Origin of the sequence: Oceanicaulis sp. (assembly GCF_965284345.1) — a bacterium.
Lineage (GTDB): Bacteria > Pseudomonadota > Alphaproteobacteria > Caulobacterales > Maricaulaceae > Oceanicaulis > Oceanicaulis alexandrii_A.
Genome location: NZ_OZ260073.1, coordinates 870,745 through 888,560 on the forward strand (window position 1 = coordinate 870,745; position 17,816 = coordinate 888,560).

Annotated in this window: 16 protein-coding genes and 1 tRNA gene; 7 read left to right on the forward strand and 10 right to left on the reverse strand. The window is 61.3% G+C overall.

What is annotated here, in order from left to right; genetic code table 11:
• Positions 1-2: 2 nt before the first annotated feature.
• A complete protein-coding gene (locus ACQ66J_RS04360; protein ID WP_430430631.1) occupies positions 3-1,817 on the reverse strand; it encodes a long-chain-acyl-CoA synthetase in 1,815 nt (604 codons plus the stop codon).
• 219 nt (positions 1,818-2,036) lie between these two features.
• Between ACQ66J_RS04360 and ACQ66J_RS04365 the strand changes: the two genes are divergently transcribed.
• Positions 2,037-2,699 carry a helix-turn-helix domain-containing protein gene (locus ACQ66J_RS04365; RefSeq protein ID WP_430430632.1) on the forward strand — a complete coding sequence of 221 codons (663 nt, stop codon included), beginning with the start codon at positions 2,037-2,039 and terminating at the stop codon, positions 2,697-2,699.
• Positions 2,700-2,776: 77 nt separating this feature from the next.
• On the opposite strand, the gene cydX is transcribed toward ACQ66J_RS04365, so the two are convergent.
• From cydX to ACQ66J_RS04380, 3 genes are read right to left on the reverse strand one after another with little or no spacing between them, the layout of a single operon-like run.
• Positions 2,777-2,902: a cytochrome bd-I oxidase subunit CydX gene (cydX, locus tag ACQ66J_RS04370; RefSeq protein WP_375548302.1), complete on the reverse strand. Its 126-nt coding sequence runs from the start codon at positions 2,900-2,902 to the stop codon at positions 2,777-2,779.
• 19 nt (positions 2,903-2,921) lie between these two features.
• Entirely contained in the window at positions 2,922-4,067 is a 1,146-nt protein-coding gene (gene cydB, locus ACQ66J_RS04375; RefSeq protein ID WP_430430633.1) for a cytochrome d ubiquinol oxidase subunit II, read from the reverse strand.
• A gap of 12 nt (positions 4,068-4,079) precedes the next feature.
• A complete protein-coding gene (locus tag ACQ66J_RS04380; RefSeq protein WP_430430634.1) occupies positions 4,080-5,657 on the reverse strand; it encodes a cytochrome ubiquinol oxidase subunit I in 1,578 nt (525 codons plus the stop codon).
• 161 nt (positions 5,658-5,818) lie between these two features.
• Here ACQ66J_RS04380 and cydD point away from each other — a divergent pair, with 161 nt between their 5' ends.
• Together cydD and cydC are read left to right on the forward strand one after the other, a co-directional pair.
• Positions 5,819-7,552, forward strand: a complete 1,734-nt coding sequence (gene cydD / locus ACQ66J_RS04385; protein ID WP_430430635.1) for a thiol reductant ABC exporter subunit CydD — start codon at positions 5,819-5,821, stop codon at positions 7,550-7,552.
• Positions 7,549-9,276 (forward strand): thiol reductant ABC exporter subunit CydC, encoded by a 1,728-nt coding sequence (cydC, locus tag ACQ66J_RS04390; RefSeq protein WP_430430636.1) that lies wholly within the window; start codon positions 7,549-7,551, stop codon positions 9,274-9,276. Before cydD ends, cydC begins: the two co-directional genes overlap by 4 nt.
• Here cydC and ACQ66J_RS04395 read toward each other — a convergent pair.
• The 3 genes from ACQ66J_RS04395 to ACQ66J_RS04405 all read right to left on the reverse strand — a co-directional run bounded on the left by ACQ66J_RS04395 (position 9,273) and on the right by ACQ66J_RS04405 (position 12,180).
• On the reverse strand, positions 9,273-9,731 hold the full coding sequence (locus ACQ66J_RS04395; RefSeq protein WP_375548297.1) for a hypothetical protein: 459 nt from the start codon (positions 9,729-9,731) through the stop codon (positions 9,273-9,275). The genes cydC and ACQ66J_RS04395 overlap by 4 nt on opposite strands.
• 1 nt (position 9,732) lies before the next feature.
• Positions 9,733-11,715, reverse strand: coding sequence for a hypothetical protein (locus ACQ66J_RS04400; protein WP_430430637.1), 1,983 nt, complete (start codon positions 11,713-11,715; stop codon positions 9,733-9,735).
• Between the two features lie 378 nt (positions 11,716-12,093).
• Positions 12,094-12,180: transfer RNA gene (locus ACQ66J_RS04405), tRNA-Leu, on the reverse strand.
• Positions 12,181-12,352: 172 nt separating this feature from the next.
• On the opposite strand from ACQ66J_RS04405, the gene ACQ66J_RS04410 reads away from it, so the two are divergent.
• The 3 genes from ACQ66J_RS04410 to ACQ66J_RS04420 all read left to right on the forward strand — a co-directional run bounded on the left by ACQ66J_RS04410 (position 12,353) and on the right by ACQ66J_RS04420 (position 14,206).
• The gene (locus ACQ66J_RS04410) at positions 12,353-13,030 is read left to right on the forward strand and encodes an exopolysaccharide biosynthesis protein (protein WP_375548295.1); all 678 of its coding nucleotides are present in this window, start codon (positions 12,353-12,355) and stop codon (positions 13,028-13,030) included.
• A gap of 67 nt (positions 13,031-13,097) precedes the next feature.
• Entirely contained in the window at positions 13,098-13,631 is a 534-nt protein-coding gene (locus ACQ66J_RS04415; RefSeq protein WP_430430638.1) for a disulfide bond formation protein B, read from the forward strand.
• A complete protein-coding gene (locus ACQ66J_RS04420) occupies positions 13,631-14,206 on the forward strand; it encodes a demethoxyubiquinone hydroxylase family protein (protein ID WP_375548293.1) in 576 nt (191 codons plus the stop codon). Before ACQ66J_RS04415 ends, ACQ66J_RS04420 begins: the two co-directional genes overlap by 1 nt.
• Here ACQ66J_RS04420 and ACQ66J_RS04425 read toward each other — a convergent pair.
• Positions 14,203-15,039 (reverse strand): HAD family hydrolase, encoded by an 837-nt coding sequence (locus ACQ66J_RS04425; RefSeq protein ID WP_430430639.1) that lies wholly within the window; start codon positions 15,037-15,039, stop codon positions 14,203-14,205. The two genes, ACQ66J_RS04420 and ACQ66J_RS04425, sit on opposite strands and share 4 nt — an antisense overlap.
• Positions 15,040-15,184: 145 nt before the next feature.
• On the opposite strand from ACQ66J_RS04425, the gene ACQ66J_RS04430 reads away from it, so the two are divergent.
• Positions 15,185-16,315 carry a serine hydrolase domain-containing protein gene (locus tag ACQ66J_RS04430; RefSeq protein WP_430430640.1) on the forward strand — a complete coding sequence of 377 codons (1,131 nt, stop codon included), beginning with the start codon at positions 15,185-15,187 and terminating at the stop codon, positions 16,313-16,315.
• Positions 16,316-16,356: 41 nt separating this feature from the next.
• Here the strand turns inward: ACQ66J_RS04430 and ACQ66J_RS04435 are convergent, their stop codons facing one another.
• Positions 16,357-16,923, reverse strand: coding sequence for an HNH endonuclease (locus tag ACQ66J_RS04435; RefSeq protein ID WP_375548290.1), 567 nt, complete (start codon positions 16,921-16,923; stop codon positions 16,357-16,359).
• Between the two features lie 210 nt (positions 16,924-17,133).
• Positions 17,134-17,796: an alpha/beta hydrolase gene (locus ACQ66J_RS04440; protein WP_375548289.1), complete on the reverse strand. Its 663-nt coding sequence runs from the start codon at positions 17,794-17,796 to the stop codon at positions 17,134-17,136.
• Positions 17,797-17,816 lie beyond the last annotated feature (20 nt).

Sequence of the window (17,816 nt, forward strand, 5' to 3'; positions counted from 1 at the left end):
GATCAGACCCGTTTTTCGCCTGAGATGATCTGGGCGCGGATGTCCGCGGTCAGCGGAATGTATTCCCCCGCATCGGGATCATCGAAATAGACCGGCTCGGGGATCGCTTCGGGATCCCAGCCCTGTTTGACCAGATCAGTCTTCTTCAATTTGAAGGTGCCGGTGGTGTTCTCGTCCTGAGTATCCTTGCTCAGGCGAATGAAGAGCGGACGTGCAAAATGCGGCAGCTCTTTGGTCACATGCGCATGCAGCGATTTGAGATCCAGCCCGTCTTCAGCCACCAGAGCCACCATCCCGGCCTTACCCGAATAGTCAGCCACTTCAACGCCATAGACGTTGGCCTGAACAACTTTCTCATGCGTGCCGAAGACTTCCGCGACTTCATTGGTGGAAACGTTTTCCGACTTCCAGCGGAAGGTGTCGCCCACCCGGTCGACGAAGTAGAAATAGCCCTGCGCATCGCGCTTCATCAGATCGCCGGTGCGGAAATACACATCCCCTTCGTCAAAAACGTCTCGCAGAATCTTCTTCTTGGTGGCTTCTTCATCGCCATAGCCGTCAAAGCGATAGCGGGCGTCATCGGCGCGAATTTCGCCAATCGCCTCGCCCACCTCGCCAGGCTTGCACTCGATGCAATGACCGTTGGCGTCCCGGATCGGGGCTTCTTCGTCCATGTCGAACTGGACGAGCTTGATATTGAAGCGTTTGGACAGGTGCGGCGGCACGCGGCCGATGGCGCCTTGCTTGGAGTCCAGATTGATCAGACCCACATTGCCTTCGGTCGCGCCATAAAACTCCATGATCCGCGGAATGCCGGACCGCTCGACAAAGCGCGGCCAGACATCGGGGCGCAGGCCGTTGCCGATGGCGATGCGGATCTTGTGTTTCTTTTCCCATTCATTGGGTTCGGCGGCGACCAGGAAACGGCACAGCTCGCCCACATACATCAGCATGGTCGCGCCGGTTTCGGTGGCGTCCTGCCAGAAACGCGTCGCGGAGAATTTCTTGCGCACGATCACCGCGCCGCCAAAGGACAGCGCCGCGCCAACCCCGCACAGCCCGCCGGTGGCGTGATACATGGGCAGCACCATCATCATCCGGTCATCCTTGCTGGCATGACCGGAGACGCCGAACACCTGCAGATAATACAGCGCACGCGTATGCGCCACGATCGCCGCCTTGGGCAGGCCGGTGGTGCCTGAGGTGTACATTTTCATGCACGGATCTTTGGCCGTGTACTGGGCGCGATAGGAGCGATCCGGGCGCACATCGGACTGGCCGGACAGGGCCGCATCAAAATCCTTGCCGCCGGGCGCCTTGGCCTGGGCGCCGTCACTGATCCAGGGCGTCATGGCGCAGTCAATCAATTCGCAAGCGGTTACGTACGCTTCCGCCATATCGCCTTCGACGATCACATGATTGGCGCCTGACACATTGATGCAATGGGCCAGCGAATGTCCTGTGATCTGGTTGTTGAGAAGCGCGGCCATGATGCCGACTTTGGACAGGCCATACCAGATCGCCACATATTCCCAGCGATTGGCCATATACAGCGCAACCGTATCACCGGGCTTCAGGCCCTGGGCCAGCGCCCAATAGGCGACCCGGTTCGCGTACCGGTCAAACTGGGCGTAACTGATCTCGACGCCGCTTTCGGTGATGAAGGCCGTGCGCTGCTGGTGCTTGTCGACGCTGTCTTCGAGCAGGTCGGGGGTCAGATAGTCAGAATCCGGCGTGATTTTTTTCAGTGCGCCCAACATGCGCGCCAGTTGCGTCGTATAAAACCACTCGCGACGGATCGCCGACCATAAGCCCATAGCACTGTCCTCCCTCGTAGCCGCACGATTGGCGGCTTTGTTGGGGCGACAGTACGGCTGCAAAACGTCCGGTCAAGTTCAGCTCGACAGGTGGAGAGCGCATTTTTCAACCGCGAATGCGTTGCAGTGCAGCACTATTGGGAATATGACCGGATAAATCACTGAGTCAGATTCAATAAACGCACCACGGTGCTCCGAACAATTGAACGGGTCTAAATCATGAATTGGGGAAAAGAGCTCAGAGCTTTCCGCCAACGCACCGGTCTGAAACAGGAGGCTGCAGCTCATCTGCTCGGCGTCAGCCAAGCCTATGTCTCGAGACTGGAAAATTCCACAGCGTCCCCCTCCTCCCAGCTTGAAATGAAACTCGAGCGTTTGTTGCAGGAGCCGGAACACAGACCGCTGTTTGAACACTTCCGCACCACGATCAGCCATTCGCCGCACCTGATCAGCATGCTCGCTGAAATCGACGGCAAGATTTATGTCGACACCGTCAGCGAGGCGTTGCGCGATTACGGAACACCCTTCCAGCGCTTGCTTCCGGGGGAAGTCCTTGAATCGGCGAACTCAGACGTCATCGAAATCCTCGACGCCTTTTTGGACCTTGGCGCCTTTTCAGGTCGCATCGCCTCCATGCAGGTGACCTGGACTTATGATTACGAAGGTGAACCGGTGTCTCACTGGCGCACCACCGAAATCCCCGTACGCGATGATGCTGGTCGGTGGTATCTGCACGGCGCACATGTGGAAATCAGCGCCGAAGAGAAAGCACAATTGCTGCGCGATTGGGGCGGCCACATCAAGGTGCGCACCTTCTCTGCTGACAGCGACGCTGAGGGGGACGCTGAACCCAAGCCCGCCAACGACATCGAAGCCGCCTGAGCCACAGAGCCCGCTTCACGCAAAACAGCCCGGACCTCTCGGTCCGGGCTGTTTTGTATTCAGCAGCGCCCAAAGCGCTAGAAGGCTTCATCCGAACTGCCGGTGTCGCCGGTATCACTCAGTGACAGCTCGTGCCACATGGCGTTGAGAATGGCGAAGGTGCAGGCCAGTCCCAAACCCAGGACCCAGGTAAAATACCACATTGCTTGTCTCTCCTCGGACTCAGTAATAATCGCCTTTGGCGATCGCCTCGGTGGTCACCCGCCCCCACATCACCTTGAACGCCCAGGCGGTGTAGGCCAGCACGATCGGCAACAATAAGGCGGTCACGATCAGCATCACGAACAAGGTCGTATGACTGGACGATGCGTTCCAGACCGTCAGCGAGGCGTTGGGGTCCACGCTGGAGGGCAGGATGAAGGGGAACATCGACACGCCAACCGTCGAGATGATGCCCACCACTGACAGCTTGGAGCCGATAAAGGTCAGCGCCTCGGAATTGGACCGCAATCCGAACAACGCCAACGCCGCCCCGCCAAAGCCGAGCACAGGCGCGATCACCATCCACGGATACCGGCCGTAATTGGACAACCAGGCGCCGCCTTCACGCACCGTTTCGGTAAATCTCGGGTTGGACGGCCCGTCAGCGGCGACCGTATTGGTGACCTGATAGCCCAGATCCCCGAACGCCACCCAGGCGCCCGCCAGAGCAAACAGAACGATTGAGGCGAAGGCGAAGATCGGCGCATAGGCCCGCGCCCGATCCCGAACGACGCCGTATTCCGTCTTCATCGATAGCCAGGCCGCCCCATGCAGGAACAGCATGGTCACGCTCAGAAGGCCGCATAACAGCGCGAAGGGGTTGAGCAGCCCAAAGAACGATCCGTCCCAGAAAATGCGCATGTCGTCATTCATCCGGAACGGCGCGCCCACCAGCACATTGCCCACCGCGACGCCAAAGATCAGCGCCGGGACGAAACCGCCGGTGAACAGCGCCCAGTCCCAAAAGCGGCGCCAGCGCGGATCCTCTCGTTTGGAGCGGTATTTGAACGCCACCGGCCGCAGGATCAGCGACGCCAGCACGACGAACATCGCCAGATAGAATGACGAGAACGAAACGGCGTAGACCAGCGGCCAGGCGGCGAAAATGGCGCCGCCCCCCAGGATCAGCCAGACCTGATTGCCTTCCCAGGTCGGCCCGACCGTATTGATCGCAAGCCGACGCTCGGCGTCTGTCCGGGCGACAAAGGGCAACAGCCCCGCCACGCCCAGATCAAAGCCGTCCGTGATTGCAAAGCCAATCAGCAAGACGCCCAGAAGCGCCCACCAGATCACCCGCAACAGTTCATATGACAGAGGAATTTCCATAATCCATCCTCCCTATTCGGCCGGCAGCGGGACGAACCCGCCCTGAGGCTTCTGGGATGCGCCGCGTGGCGGGCCGTCCGGATACGGTCCCTTGCGGACATATTTGATCATCAACATCACTTCCACGACCGCCAGCGCGCCATAGAGCGCGGTGAAACCGACAATGGTCATGATCATTTGCGTGGGATGAAGGCTCGACACCCCTTCAAAGGTCGGCAGAACACCTTCGATGATCCAGGGTTGGCGGCCATACTCCGCCAACAGCCAGCCCAGCTCAGCGGCCACCCAGGGCAGCGGAAGCGAGACCAGGGCCAATTTCAGGAACCAGCGGGTTTCATGCTTGCGCATCGAGCTCAGCACAAAAGCGGTTCCGAACAGGGCGATGAAGTAAAAGCCCAAACCCGCCATGAAACGGAAGCTCCAGAACATCACCGCCACATTGGGCACCGTGTCCATCGCCGCTTGCGCGATCAGGTCCGGCCCCGCCTCGCGCGGATCCGCCACATAGCGCCGCAGCAGCATGGCGTAGCCCAGATCATCCCGCGCGCTTTCAAACTGCGCCTGGGCGTCTGCATTGTCAGGGTCCTCGCGCAGTCGCATCATGGCGTCATAGGCGAGAACGCCGTTCTCGATCCGGCTCTCCGCCTGCTCGACCAGCGGCAAAATGCCCTCCACCTCTCCATCCAGAGAGCGCGTGGAAATCAGGCCCAGCACCCAGGGGATGCTGATGGCGTGCTCGGTTTCCTGAGTGTCGCGATTGGGAAAACCTATCAGCGTCAACGGCGCCGGCGCGGGTTCGGTGTGCCACATGGCCTCAAGCGAGGCGAGTTTCATTTTCTGGTTGTCAGTCAGCGCATAACCGCTCTCATCACCCAGCACCACGACCGACAGTGCGCTCGCCAGCCCGAAGGCGGCGGCGACCGTCATCGAGCGCTTGGCGAATCCCGTAAAGCGGCGATTGAGCAAAAAGAACGCTGAGATCGCCAACACGAACAGCGCGCCTGTGACATAGCCGGCGGAGACGGTGTGAACGAATTTTGCCTGGGCGACCGGGTTAAAGAGCACCGCCATGAAGTCGGTGACTTCCATGCGCATGGTCTCGGGATTGAACTCAGACCCTACAGGGTTCTGCATCCAGCCATTGGCGATCAGAATCCACAATGCGGAAAGATTGGTGCCCAGCGCCATCAGCCAGGTCGCGGTCAGGTGCCCGCGCTTGCTCATCCGGTCCCAGCCAAAGAAGAACAAGCCCACCAAGGTGGCCTCCAGGAAGAAGGCCATCAGGCCTTCAATCGCCAGCGGCGCCCCGAACACGTCGCCCACATAATGTGAGTAGTACGACCAGTTCATGCCGAACTGGAATTCCATGGTGATCCCGGTGGACACGCCCAGCACGAAGTTGATGCCGAACAGCGTGCCCCAGAACTTCGTCATGTCCCGCCAGACCTGTCGGCCTGTCATCACATAAACGCTCTCCATGATGGCGAGTATGATGGACAGTCCAAGTGTGAGCGGTACAAAGAGGAAGTGATACATCGCGGTCAGCGCAAACTGCCACCGCGATAACTCCACAACGGTCATATCGACCATTTCACCCTCCAAGGCTTTAAAAGAAGTCGTTAAATGAGTACGCCCGAAAGCGCATTGGCCGCCTTTATCTGGCAAGAACGTTAGTTTGTATCGTCTGCAAGGTGTCACATGGGACGAGGCGCCGCAGTCAAAACCGGGCAAGGGCGTGTATGTCGCAGGCCATGAGCACTTCTGATTTGTCAGCCGACGCCGAAAAAACCGCCAGCAAAGCCCGCAAGGCCGAGCTGGGCGCGCTTCTGAAAGCATGGGGCGAGCCCGCGACTGCTTTGACCCGTCAAAGCATGGCGTTCGGCGCGGCCCAGTACGCTGTTTTTGTCGGCTTCGCCTGGGGCGCGGCCTGGGCAGTCAGTGCGCTGGTGAATGACGGCGCAATCTGGCCCGGACTTTGTCTTGCCCTGGCATGCGCAGGCGTTCGAGCGGCCCTGCAGGCAGCAGAAACCCGCACCGGCGTCGAGGCCAGCCTGAAAGTGCGCCAGACCGTGCGCGCCCTGGCGGCCCGCAAGCTCGCAGCCCTTGGGCCAGGCTATACGGAACGCTTTGATTCAGGCGAGACCACCTCCGCCCTGATTGACGCGGTGGACAAGCTTGATGGCTATTATGGCCGCTATCGCCCTTTGATGGGCGTGGTCATGGTCGGGCCTTTGATCATCATGGCCGCGGCGTTCAGCGCCAGCTATATCGTCGGCCTGATCTTTCTCATCACCGCGCCCCTGCTGATTGTCTTCATGGCGCTGGTGGGCGCGGGCGCGGCGGCGGCCTCCAAAGACCAGCTCACCACGCTGCAAAGGCTGGCGGGACGGTTCAACGACCGGCTGCGCGCGCTTGAAACCCTGAACGCCTTTAATGCGGTGGAGCGTGAGCGTGACGGGCTCGCTCAGGCGTCTGAAGATTTTCGGCGACGCACGATGAAAGTGCTGGCGATGGCGTTTCTGTCGTCTGGCGTGCTGGAATTTTTCGCGGCGCTGTCAGTTGCGGGGTCCGCGATCTATATCGGCTTTTCGCTGCTCGGCGAGATGCCCTTCAGCACCGGCGAAACCATCACGCTGCAGACCGGGTTGTTCTGCCTGATCCTGGCGCCGGAGTTCTACATGCCGCTGCGGCGCCTCTCGGCGGCCTATCATGACCGCGCTGACGCCGAGGCCGGGGCTGAGGCGCTGGCGCCTTTCATGACAGAGGCTGACACGGCGAATGAAGCGTCGCCGACAGTACGGCTCGTCGCCCCAGCCGCTACAATTGCAAAGCGTGACGACACGCCGCCCGCGATTAAGTTTGTCCAGGCTGGCTCCGTCTACCCCGATGGTCGCTTGGGGCTCGCCCCGCTCAGCTTTGAAGCGCCAGCGGGCCAGATCACCGCTCTCTGGGGTCCGTCCGGCGTTGGAAAATCCACGGCGCTGAAGCTGTTGATGGGGTATGCGCCGCATACTGACGGCCAGGTTTTCGTGGAGGACGATGAGCTCAAAGCGCCCCTGATCGGGCAAGCGGCCTGGATCGCGCAGCGCCCCCACGTGTTTTACGGCAGCCTGATCGACAATATCAGCCTGTTTGATCGCTCACTGGCTGCCGAACGCGTGCAAAGCGCGGCTGAAACCGCCGGCGTCATGGATTTCGCCGCCAGCCTGCCCGACGGGCTTGAAACCCAAGTTGGCGACCAAGGCTACGGCCTGTCCGGCGGTCAGGCGCAACGCCTGGCGCTGGCGCGCGCCTGGGCGGTGGATATGAAAATCGTGCTGCTGGATGAACCCACCGCCCATCTGGACGGCGAAGCGGAAGCGCGCTTTCTCACCGCGCTCAAGCGTATCAGTGAAGGCCGCACCGTGATTATCGCCACACACAGCCCCGCCGTACGCGACGCCGCAGATCAGGTCATCACGCTTGAGACAGAGGGCGCATCATGAAGGATCTGCGCTTCTTTCTCGCCCTGGCGCGCCCGGACCGCTGGTGGCTCAGACTGGGCGCTGCCCTGTCCGCCCTGACGCTCTTGGCCGGCATCGGTCTGCTCTCTTTGTCAGGCTGGTTCATCACCGCTTCGGCGGTCGCCGGACTGGCGGGCGCCGGACGCGCGTTCAACTACCTCTTCGCCTCAGGCGGCGTGCGCGGCTTTGCTTTAGGCCGCACAGTCGGGCGCTATGCCGAGCGCATGGTCACCCATGAAGCCACATTCCGGATTCTCTCGCGCCTGCGGCTCTGGGTGTTTGAAACCGCTGCGCCGCTGGCCCCCGCGCGTCTGGGCCGTATTCGCGGCGGAGATCTGCTCTCCCGCGTCACCCAGGATGTGGACGCGCTGGATGCGCTGTATCTGCGCTTTGTGACGCCGGTCACGGCCGCGCTCGCGGGCGCCGTGTTCACCAGCGTGCTGCTCGCTTTTCTGGCGCCGGCGGCGCTGCCGGGGGTTCTGGGCGTGTTTGTTCTGGCGAGCGTGATCCTGCCTCTGCGCGTCGCGAAGACCGCCGGCAAGGCCGGCGAGGCCCTGACGCAGAACGCCAGCTCCATGCGGGCGGACGCCGCAGACCTGGTCTCCGGACTGGCTGAACTCAAGGCCTATGGGGCTGAACACCGCATCATCGCCCATCTGGAAAACTCAAACGCCAACTGCGTCGCCGCACAGCGCGAGATCGCCCGCATTTCCATGTTCAACGGCGCGCTTCTGGCGCTGTCCGCACCCGCCAGCTTTGTGCTTGGCTTTGGACTGGCGGCGGCGTCTGGCGCCGCAGCGCCTGTCTCGGCCCTAGCGGGCTTTGTCGCCTTTGCGCTTTTTGAAGCCGCCGCGCCCTTGGTTCAGGCGGCCGAGCTTTACGGCAAGACCACAGCCTCCGCCCGCCGGCTGAAGGCGCTGACGGAAATCTCCCCCGCCGTCATCGACCCTGTCGCGCCCGCCCCCCTGCCCGAACGCTGGGATATCACCGTCGATGGCGTGAACTTCAGCTATCCCGACACGGACACGCCCGTTCTGCGCGACGCCCGTCTGAGCCTGCCCGAAGGCGGCCGGTGGGCGCTGGTGGGCGCTTCCGGCGCCGGCAAATCGAGCCTGATCAAGCTTCTGATGCGCTTTTACGCGCCGCAATCAGGCGGGATCCGCTTGGGGGGAACGGCGCTTGATACGCTCGCCATCGCCGACACCCGCAGCCGCTTTGCGCTGGTCGATCAACGCGCAGAACTGTTGTCGACGACTATCCGCGCCAATTTACGCCTGGCGAAACCCGACGCAAGCGAAGACGAACTCTGGCACGCGCTTGAACGGGCGCGCGCGGCGGATTTCGTGCGCAAGCTACCAGACGGGCTAGCCAGTTGGACGGGTGAGCTAGGCGGTCTGGTGTCGGGTGGACAGGCGCGCCGGATCGCCCTGGCGCGCGCCTTCGTCAAGAACGCGCCGGTGCTCTTGCTGGATGAACCCACAGAAGGGCTCGACGCGGATACGGAAACCGACTTCCTGAACGCGCTGGATGACTGGCTGGATGAAGACGCGCGCCGCAGCGCGCTGATCGTCACCCATCGCGCGCGGCTGCTGGAGCGGGCCTATCAAGTCGCCGTTCTGGATCAAGGCCAGATCGCCGCTGAGGGCCCCGTTCAAAGCGTGAAACAGTCGAGCCCTGTGTTCAGGCGTCTCTTCCCCGACACCTAAGGGGCAGGAGGCGGATCGGGACGGTCGCCATTGCCCACGCCGGGGTCAACCACCACACGTTCGCCCGTCTGCTGGTTTCGCAGAACGATTTGATAGCGGTAGGTGAAAAAGCACTGGCACTTATCGAAAACCACAACGCTTTGCCGGCCTTCATCACCGAAGTGGACCTCAAAATCGCTGTCTTCAGGCATCACGGCGATACCGTCCCAGGTCTTGCCGCCCAGTTCAAAGCGCTCGAACTCCCAACCTTCAGTCATGATGACAAAGATCATATCGGTGGGAAAATCGATGAAGAAATTGCCGTCTCGTTCACCCACATAAGCGCTGTGGGTCTGCACGAGCTCTCCGTCGACTTCCTTGATGGACGGGTCGACGTAAACTGCGATGTGGCGAACGTCGCGGCCGGTGAATCCCAGCGCCTTGACCCGCTCAACCTGTTTGTGCACGCCGCTCATGTCAGCCCCCTCGAGATAGCCCAGTCTCGGCGGTGTTCGCCTGATCAATTTCTGACCAGAACGCCAAGAACGAGCGGCGAGCATAGCCTCGCTCCTGTAAAGACTGTCTTACCTCAAGAGCCCGACTGACATCACCCAGTTTCCAGGCGATACGGGCTTCAAGTTCATCTGAATACATCGGGCGCGGCGCGCTCATCAGGCCCAGTTGATTCAAGGCGGAACGATACATCATGTTCGCCTCGTCTAACTGACCCAATGCGTTCAAGGCTTCGGCACGCACATAATAGGCTTGCGCCAGATAAGGACGCGCCGTTTCAAAACCAGCCGCCACAGATTGCTCGCCCGTACTGACGGCCTGAGTCGCGTCGAGCACGGCTGACTCATATGATTGCGCTTGAAATGCGAGCGTCGCAGACAGGGTCAACGCTGCGGACCGGCTCAGATACCGGCCGTCATTTTCACCGCTTTCATTCGTCCGCGCCCCCAGGCGACGCGCCTCCCCGATCAGCAATTGCGCCCGTATCAGGTCATCGCGCATCAAGGCGATTTGCGCCCGCTGGAAAATCAATCCCACATAAAAACGCGCGTATCGGTCATTGTCAGGCGAGGCGGCATGGAGCGCGCTTGCTCTGTCCAGAGCCAGATCCAGTAATTGCGCGCCATCGTCATCTTCGCCCATGTCTGTCGCAAGGCCTGCAATCTCTGATTGCGTATGGGCGATCCTGAACAGCGTGCGGGAATCGCCTGGCGATTGGACAAGCTGTTCTTCATACAGCGCCAATTGATGCTCGCGGCTGCTCCGCGCTTGAGCGATGTCGCCCATTTCGCGCCAGGCGTCCGCCAGCCAGCCCAAGGCATTGCCCAGGTCCGCCACCTGCACCACGCCCTCTTGGACCAGCCCGTCTCCAAACTGCTCAGCCGCCTGAGAAAACAGGTCCGCAGCCGATTGAGCGTCGCCGCTCTCCAGTTCGATGACCCCAAGGTTTAACGCCGCATACCCCCGTTCCGCCTGGAAACTGGGATTGTCCGGCTCGCGCTCCATCAACAGCTCCGCCATCTGCGCGTACATGTCGAAATAGCGCTCGGCCGTCATCAGATCACCGCTGCGATAGGCCTGGTTGCCGACCCAGTATGCGGACTGCGCATGGTCATAAACGCGTTGCATATTGGCGGGCGACCGGTCCAGAAGCGCTTGGGTCAGCCCATAAGCGGCTGTGAACGCTTCCCGGGCGCCCGCGGGATCTCCATGCACGTCGCGCGCCTCGCCAATCAGATTGAACAGACGCGCGCGACGCCCCAGCTCATCATCAGACAGGCCGACCGCGGATGCCGTCAGATAAGTCTCGGTCAAATCATCCGCCAGACGGATCAAGGTCTCGCGCCGAGCCGTATTGGGCAAATGTTGCGTAATGTCCGTGAGAAGCCGGCTTGAGAACGCCTTGGCGGCCTCCGCCTCGTCCTGATAGGCGCTGATCTGGTCTGCTTGCCAGACGCTGACGCCCAGCATCAACGCGCAGGCCGCCGCAAGCCCGGTGGCGAGCGGTCGGCGCACGACAGAACTGGCCGCGCTGCGCACCAGCGTCGCAGACGGATCCGTACTGCATTCATGCGCAATCTCGTCGGCCAGATGCTCAAGGCTCATCGTGTCGTTATAGAGCGCGCCGATGACCGGCGGGCGCGGCAAGGTCCAGAACGCGCCGTTGCTGCGTCGCTCAGCCCGGAGCGCCATGGGCAGCACGGGCCGCTCGCTTTCCAGCCCGACCACATGGACGTGGTGCATGCCGTTGGACCAGACGAAATCTTCCAGAAAATTGTTGAGCGGCTGGCATTTCAAGGACGCCGGCGAGCACAGCACGATCAGGCGCGCCCTTTTCTCGGCGACACCGACCTCTGCAGCCATGACGACGCGGACACCCCTGTCGAGCAAGGCCTGTCGCAGGCTCTGCGCAGACGCTTCGTCCGCGCTCGCGGCGGCGATGATCACCAAGGGCTGCTGACTAGCGTTCAATGATCCACGTCCTGAAAAATGAAATGGCCTCAAGCCCTTTTGTATAGACTCTTGGTCAGTTGATAAGCGGCAGGATTAACAGGAGCTTGCACAACGCCCGTCAGGTGTTTTCGCGCATTATCACCTAATAGGGGAATTAGCGCCAGCCCCCAGATTATCCACACTCAACGCCAAACTATTGAATTAATATATCGAATTGAATTATCAGAAACATTTTCAAGACTTTGACTAAGACGTGCAAAATCATCTGTCAGGGCATTTAAGCCCTCGCAAACATTTCATCTTTTACTGTGGAAAGGTGGCAATTCGACATCGCTTCCACTCTGCGCCTTACAGGACTGTCCCGGGAGAGAGTGGTACGGGCGGTCGGACTCGAACCGACAAGGGCTTGCGCCCGGGGGATTTTGAGTCCCCTGCGTCTACCAATTCCGCCACGCCCGCACGCATGTCGACGCAAGCGCTGTATATGCCTTGAATTTTATGCCTGGTCGACCCTGGTTTTCAGTTCCACCGGCGTCGCCAGTTTCGACGGGATCCGCCGCTGAGCTGGATAGACGATTAGCGCTGCGCCGACTAAGACAGACACGCTTCTCCTCCCCAAAGGTGACACGTCATGGCGCAATTCCAGCAGGATGAAACCGGTTCGCAAGACACCGGCCCCTCGCAGCCGCTCAGCCTGACTGCAGCGCTCGCGCGAATCGCGCACGCCGCCCCCGATGAGGGGCTGACGCTGGGGGCTTTCAGCGATGCCCTTGGTGAACGGGTTTTCGGCGCCTTGCTGTTTGCACTCGCCATTCCGGTCTGCATGCCCTTTCTCTACGGCGTCCCGCAAATCGTCGCCCTGCCCATGATGGCCATCGCCTTGCAAATGGCGGGCGGACGCGCGCATCCCTGGATGCCGAAAAGCTTTCGCAATCGCCAGCTGGACAAGCCCGGCCTGACTCGCATCGCGACCTGGTCGCGCAAATGGTTTGGATGGCTGGAAGCGCTGGCCCGTCCCCGATTGAGTTTTTTATCTGGGCCAACGGCGGAGCGGTTCGTGGGCGGCGTCTTCGTGCTCTTCTGCGCCTCCATTCTCATCCCTCTTCCCGCCACCAACACGACGCCAGGCATCGCCATCGCCATCGCCTCTATCGGTCTGATCACCCGTGACGGGCTGCTGGTTCTGGCGGGATTGGTGTTGGGCCTGCTCTGGATCACCCTTCTGATCGTCGGCTTCACATTTTTTGGAGCGGCGTTTCTTGATATGCTGAAGACCTTCATACTTGGATTGTTCGGCGCCGGCGGCTGAAACTGCGTCGCCCTGTCGCTCAGTTGATCGCTCGCCCCGCCCTGCCCCGTGTTCTAGGTTTGCTTTTATGACAGCGCTTCAAATCCATGCCGATCGATGGACTCGTCCGGATCAATGGCCGCTCATCGGCGCGCTGATTTCCGCCGCCCTGCTGGCCGGAGCCTTCGGCTTTGAAATGATCGGCCGGTATCCCCCGTGTCCGCTTTGCATCGAGCAACGCTGGGCGCACGCTTATCTTCTGGCGGCGGGGCTCATCACCTTCGCCACTCTACACGTTCTGAAACCCGCAAATGCCCTGTTCGCCCGCGCCGCCAGCGCGCTCGTCGCGGTCCTGGCCGGGTTCAGCGCCTGGGTGGCGGGCTATCATGCGGGGGGCGAGTACGGCTTCTGGCCGCTGTCGTGCCAAGCGGGCGATACGACCTCGCTGAGCGTGGACGCTCTGTTGAGCTCGCTGAATACGCCGACCAATGTCGTGCTGTGCGACGAGCCGGCCTGGACCCTGCTGGGCGTGTCCATGGCGGGCTATAATGTGTTGATCAGCGCGGTAGTGATGCTGATCTCGATCCTTGTGGTGTTCCGCAAACCCTATCGGAGCGTGTGATGTCTCAACCGCACTCTAGAAAAACCATCCGTCGCCCGGGCCGAAAGGCCGACGCCTCCCGCATTGAATCCATGGTGCGCGTGGATCATGCGGGCGAGTATGGCGCCGTGGCGATCTATCAAGGCCAGCGCGCCGTGTTCAAAGGCCGGCCCGACAAGGCCCGCATCGCCAGCCAGCTGGTGCACATGGAAGCGGACGAGCAGCACCATCTGCAAGCGTTCGACGATCATATCCTCAGCGGCAAGGCGCGCCCGACCCTGCTGGCGCCGTTTGCTAACCTGGCAGGCTTCGCACTTGGCGCCGGGACAGCGCTTCTGGGCGAGAAAGCCGCCCATGCCTGCACTGAAGCCGTCGAGTCCGTGATTGAAGGCCATTACGATGAGCAGGTTCAGGAGCTGCGCCTCGCAGGTCAGGACGCTTTGGCGGACCAGTTCGCCCAGTTCCGCGATGAAGAGGTCGCCCATAAAGAGCTTGCTGTGGAAGAAGGCGCGAAAGACGCCGCCGGCTATCCGGTCCTGTCCGCGCTGATCACCGCCGGCTGCCACGCCGCCATCGCCGTGTGCAAACGGGTCTAGCGCTCCAGCGCCTTGAGCCGCTCGACGGCGACCATCTTGTCGATAGCGGCCTTCACATAGTCATCGAGCCTTGAGCCGTCTGAATAATCGGCGTCGGTGGTGAAATGCACGCGGCGATCGGTTTTCAGTTTGGCGGTCTTCTCCGCGCCTTTCGCATCACCGGCGGGATGGACGGCGATCGACACGCCGCCCTGTTCCTTGACCGTTCGCATGCACGGCACATCCGTGTCGCCATCCCCCACATAGATCATGTTGCGGAAAGGGACGGGCCGGTCATCCTCGGGCACATAGGCGTTCACTTCGGTGTGGTCTGACAGGTCCAGCGCGCCCTTGTTGATGCGGAACAGGAACTGGGTCTTGTTGGTGTAATTCACCGCCGAGGCCGCCCAGACCGGCACGTCATCAGCATTGTATTTGAATTCACTGGCGAAAATGGCGTCGAACTGATCGCCGACCGCGCTCGCCGCGATCATCTCCTTGAGACCCGATGAGATGATATAGTGCTGCACCCTGACGCCACGCGTCGCGCCATAGTCGCGCAGACGCTGGAACCAGCCTTCGGCCACGCCAGGAAAGAAGCCGACTGACGCGCCATGACGTTCAATGTCTTCGCGCCTGAACCTGACATCTTCACGCTGGGCGGCCTTCACCATCTCGTGCATGTAAATCAGGATATTGTCCGCGCCGAGACGGGCCGCCTCGCCGTTCACCCGCCCCCAGAACGCGCCGATCTCCTCGCCGATTTCAGGGATGAAGGAATGCTCCTGCATGGAGCCTGGGCTAAGCGTGCCGTCGAAATCATAGGCGATGGCGATGGTGGGGGTGGCGGCCATGTCTGGGGTCCGGATTGAGCATGAGAATCAGCTCGATCCTATCTGCGCTGGTCCCGGACTTCACCATTAAAGCCGCCCTGATGCATCCAGCACCCCTCTGACGTGCATCTGCTCTCTATAACTCAATCACACACAGGGGCGCATCATGACTTCAAGAATTCTTCTCGCTGGATTGCTCACTGGCGGGCTGACCGCGACGGCTTTCGCTCAACCCCAACCCGCCGTCGAACGTCCCGCCGATATTGACGCCTTGATCGAAGAGGCGCTCACCCTCTACCCGTCCGCCGGGTTGGCCATTATCCGTATAGAAGATGGTGATAAGTCCTGGTCAGCCTATGGCGGCGAACAGGGACCTGGCGTTCCTGTCAGCGAAGACACGCTGTTTAATACCGCTTCTATCGCCAAGACCCTGACAGCCGAGCTGACCTTGCGTCTGGCGGCGGCAGGCGCGATTGATCTTGATGAACCGATTTCCAGCGAATACGTGCACCCTGATCTGGCCGATGATCCGCGCCACCAGCATCTGACGCCGGCGATCATCCTGTCTCACCAGACAGGGTTGAAGAACTGGGCCTATGCCTATGACGATGACACGCTGGCCTTCACGTATGATCCGGGTACCGATTACTCCTATTCCGGCGCCGCATACGAAATGCTGGCCGAATTCCTGTCTCGGCGCATGGACGCCCCGTTTGAACAGCTGATGCAGAGCTGGGTCCTCGAACCGCTGAACGCCGAAGCCTATCTGGGCGCTGGCGGCGCGTCTGAAGCGCGCCTGACAACGCCCATGGGTCATGATCGCGCGTATGGCGAGATCCGCTCGGGCGACTTCGCGCCCAGCGCGGCGGATAACCTGTTCGTGACGGCGGATGATTACTCCACCTTGCTGCTGGGGATGATGGAGGCTGAAGCCCACGGTCCCATGGCGGGGGCGCGGGGAACCCAGCAGGTGTCCACCGCGGATGAAGCGCCCTGCATGCTGGAAGACCAAAGCCAGTGCCCTCTGAACGGCCATACGCTGGGCTGGTCTGTGTCACGCTTTGAGGATGCGCACTTCATCTTCCATGGCGGTTCTGACTGGGCGGAGAACGCCCTTGCCTTCTATGACATGGAAAGCGGGGACGGCTATGTGGTGATGGTCAATGGCGGCAATGGCCTTGGCAGTTCCCTGCACCTGATCACCGTGGTCGATCCCGACAACTCGCTAATCAGCACGCTGATGTCCATGCCGCAGATCCAGGGCGCCCTGTCGCAGATGCGCGCATCTGACGAGTAAACGGCTCGGCGGGCGCAGGCGTGACGCGGCAGGCTGGCGCCCTAGGCCTCCAGCTCCACATCCCAATAGAGATAATCGAGCCAGCTTTCATGCAGGTATTTAGGCGGGAAGCGCCGTCCCTGTGATTGCAGCTGGTGCTGGCTGGGTCGGTCCACATCTTTCAAGAGCGGCATCCTGGCTTCGCGCGGCGTACGGCCGCCCTTTTTGAGATTACACGGCGCACAGGCGGCGACGATATTCTCCCAGGTGGTGCGGCCGCCATAGGCGCGCGGCGTCACATGATCAAAGGTCAGCTGATCAAGCGTGTCTGCGCCGCAATACTGGCAGCGGAAGCCATCGCGCAGAAAGACATTGAACCGTGTGAACGCGGGCGCGCGATTCTGACTGACATAATCGCGCAAGGCCACGACCGACGGCGCACGGATCGAGCGCGACGGGCTGCGGATCTCCGTGGCGTATTCAGAGACAATGTCCACACGCTCCAGAAACGCCGCCTTGATGGCGTCCTGCCAGGGCCAGGTGGACAAAGGATAATAGGAGAGCGGCTGAAAATCCGCGTTCAGGACAAGGCAACGAAGATCGGTGGGCGCAGTCTTAAAGACTCGCATAACCGCCCCCGCAATCAAGCGTCGGGCGACGCAGCTGAAGGGCATGGCCCTTGTGATATGCGAGCGCTGTCTTGAAGACGCGCCTCCCTCTAAGCCTTGAGGCTGATCCGATTGCCGAATCAACACTCCGTTCCTTGAGACGAGCTGAGACTAAACCTGTTCGTGTGACGGCGCCATGACGCTGACTCGACGCTTGTTTGACAACGGCGCCTAACCGCGCAGGCGTCCCGAAAAAGCCGCCTCCATGAAATGCCGCCCCAACTCCAACCCGTCCGGGCCGATGGAGTGGGGAATGCCTCTTGAGATATGAAACTGGGCCCCATGCCCCGCCTCGGCAAGTCCCTGGGCCGCCATCAAGGTCATGCCCACTGGCAGCACGTCATCGCTGTCGCCATGGATCAGCATGATCGGCGGCTTGACGGTCAGCTCCGACTTCAACCGCTCCGGCCCCGGCAGTGCGCCCGAATAGCCGATCACGCCGGCCGGCGCGATCTCACGCCGAAGCGCGGTGTGAAGCGCCATCATCGTCCCTTGAGAAAAGCCGATCAGAACGAGGTTTTCCGGCGCCACCTCCCAGCGGTTCAGCTCGGAGCGGACAAACTGTTCCGCGGTGGCGTGCGCCGAGCGCACCCCCTGCTCCATCAGCGCCGGGTCAAGACGCGATATCGGGAACCATTGATACCCGCCCGGTGCGCCGGGCACGGGTTCAGGCGCGTCCGGCGACGCCCAGGCCACGTCCGGGAAATGCGGCGCCCAATGCTGGGCCAGCCCCGCCAGATCCGCACCATTGGAGCCATAGCCATGAAACAGGATGACCAGCTTCTTCGCCTGCCCGGATTTGGGCGCGATGCGCGGACCGTCGATCAAGATCATGGAAGGCGTCCCTCTAATGT

Coding starts and splice junctions, on each gene's coding strand:
- ACQ66J_RS04440 (WP_375548289.1), bottom strand. CDS start 17,796: ATGATCTTGATCGACGGTCCGCGCATCGCGCCCAAATCCGGGCAGGCG.
- ACQ66J_RS04420 (WP_375548293.1), top strand. CDS start 13,631: ATGTCTCAACCGCACTCTAGAAAAACCATCCGTCGCCCGGGCCGAAAG.
- ACQ66J_RS04395 (WP_375548297.1), bottom strand. CDS start 9,731: ATGAGCGGCGTGCACAAACAGGTTGAGCGGGTCAAGGCGCTGGGATTC.
- ACQ66J_RS04360 (WP_430430631.1), bottom strand. CDS start 1,817: ATGGGCTTATGGTCGGCGATCCGTCGCGAGTGGTTTTATACGACGCAA.
- ACQ66J_RS04380 (WP_430430634.1), bottom strand. CDS start 5,657: ATGGTCGATATGACCGTTGTGGAGTTATCGCGGTGGCAGTTTGCGCTG.
- ACQ66J_RS04435 (WP_375548290.1), bottom strand. CDS start 16,923: ATGCGAGTCTTTAAGACTGCGCCCACCGATCTTCGTTGCCTTGTCCTG.
- ACQ66J_RS04425 (WP_430430639.1), bottom strand. CDS start 15,039: ATGGCCGCCACCCCCACCATCGCCATCGCCTATGATTTCGACGGCACG.
- ACQ66J_RS04365 (WP_430430632.1), top strand. CDS start 2,037: ATGAATTGGGGAAAAGAGCTCAGAGCTTTCCGCCAACGCACCGGTCTG.
- ACQ66J_RS04430 (WP_430430640.1), top strand. CDS start 15,185: ATGACTTCAAGAATTCTTCTCGCTGGATTGCTCACTGGCGGGCTGACC.
- cydX (WP_375548302.1), bottom strand. CDS start 2,902: ATGTGGTATTTTACCTGGGTCCTGGGTTTGGGACTGGCCTGCACCTTC.
- cydD (WP_430430635.1), top strand. CDS start 5,819: ATGAGCACTTCTGATTTGTCAGCCGACGCCGAAAAAACCGCCAGCAAA.
- ACQ66J_RS04410 (WP_375548295.1), top strand. CDS start 12,353: ATGGCGCAATTCCAGCAGGATGAAACCGGTTCGCAAGACACCGGCCCC.
- ACQ66J_RS04415 (WP_430430638.1), top strand. CDS start 13,098: ATGACAGCGCTTCAAATCCATGCCGATCGATGGACTCGTCCGGATCAA.
- cydB (WP_430430633.1), bottom strand. CDS start 4,067: ATGGAAATTCCTCTGTCATATGAACTGTTGCGGGTGATCTGGTGGGCG.
- cydC (WP_430430636.1), top strand. CDS start 7,549: ATGAAGGATCTGCGCTTCTTTCTCGCCCTGGCGCGCCCGGACCGCTGG.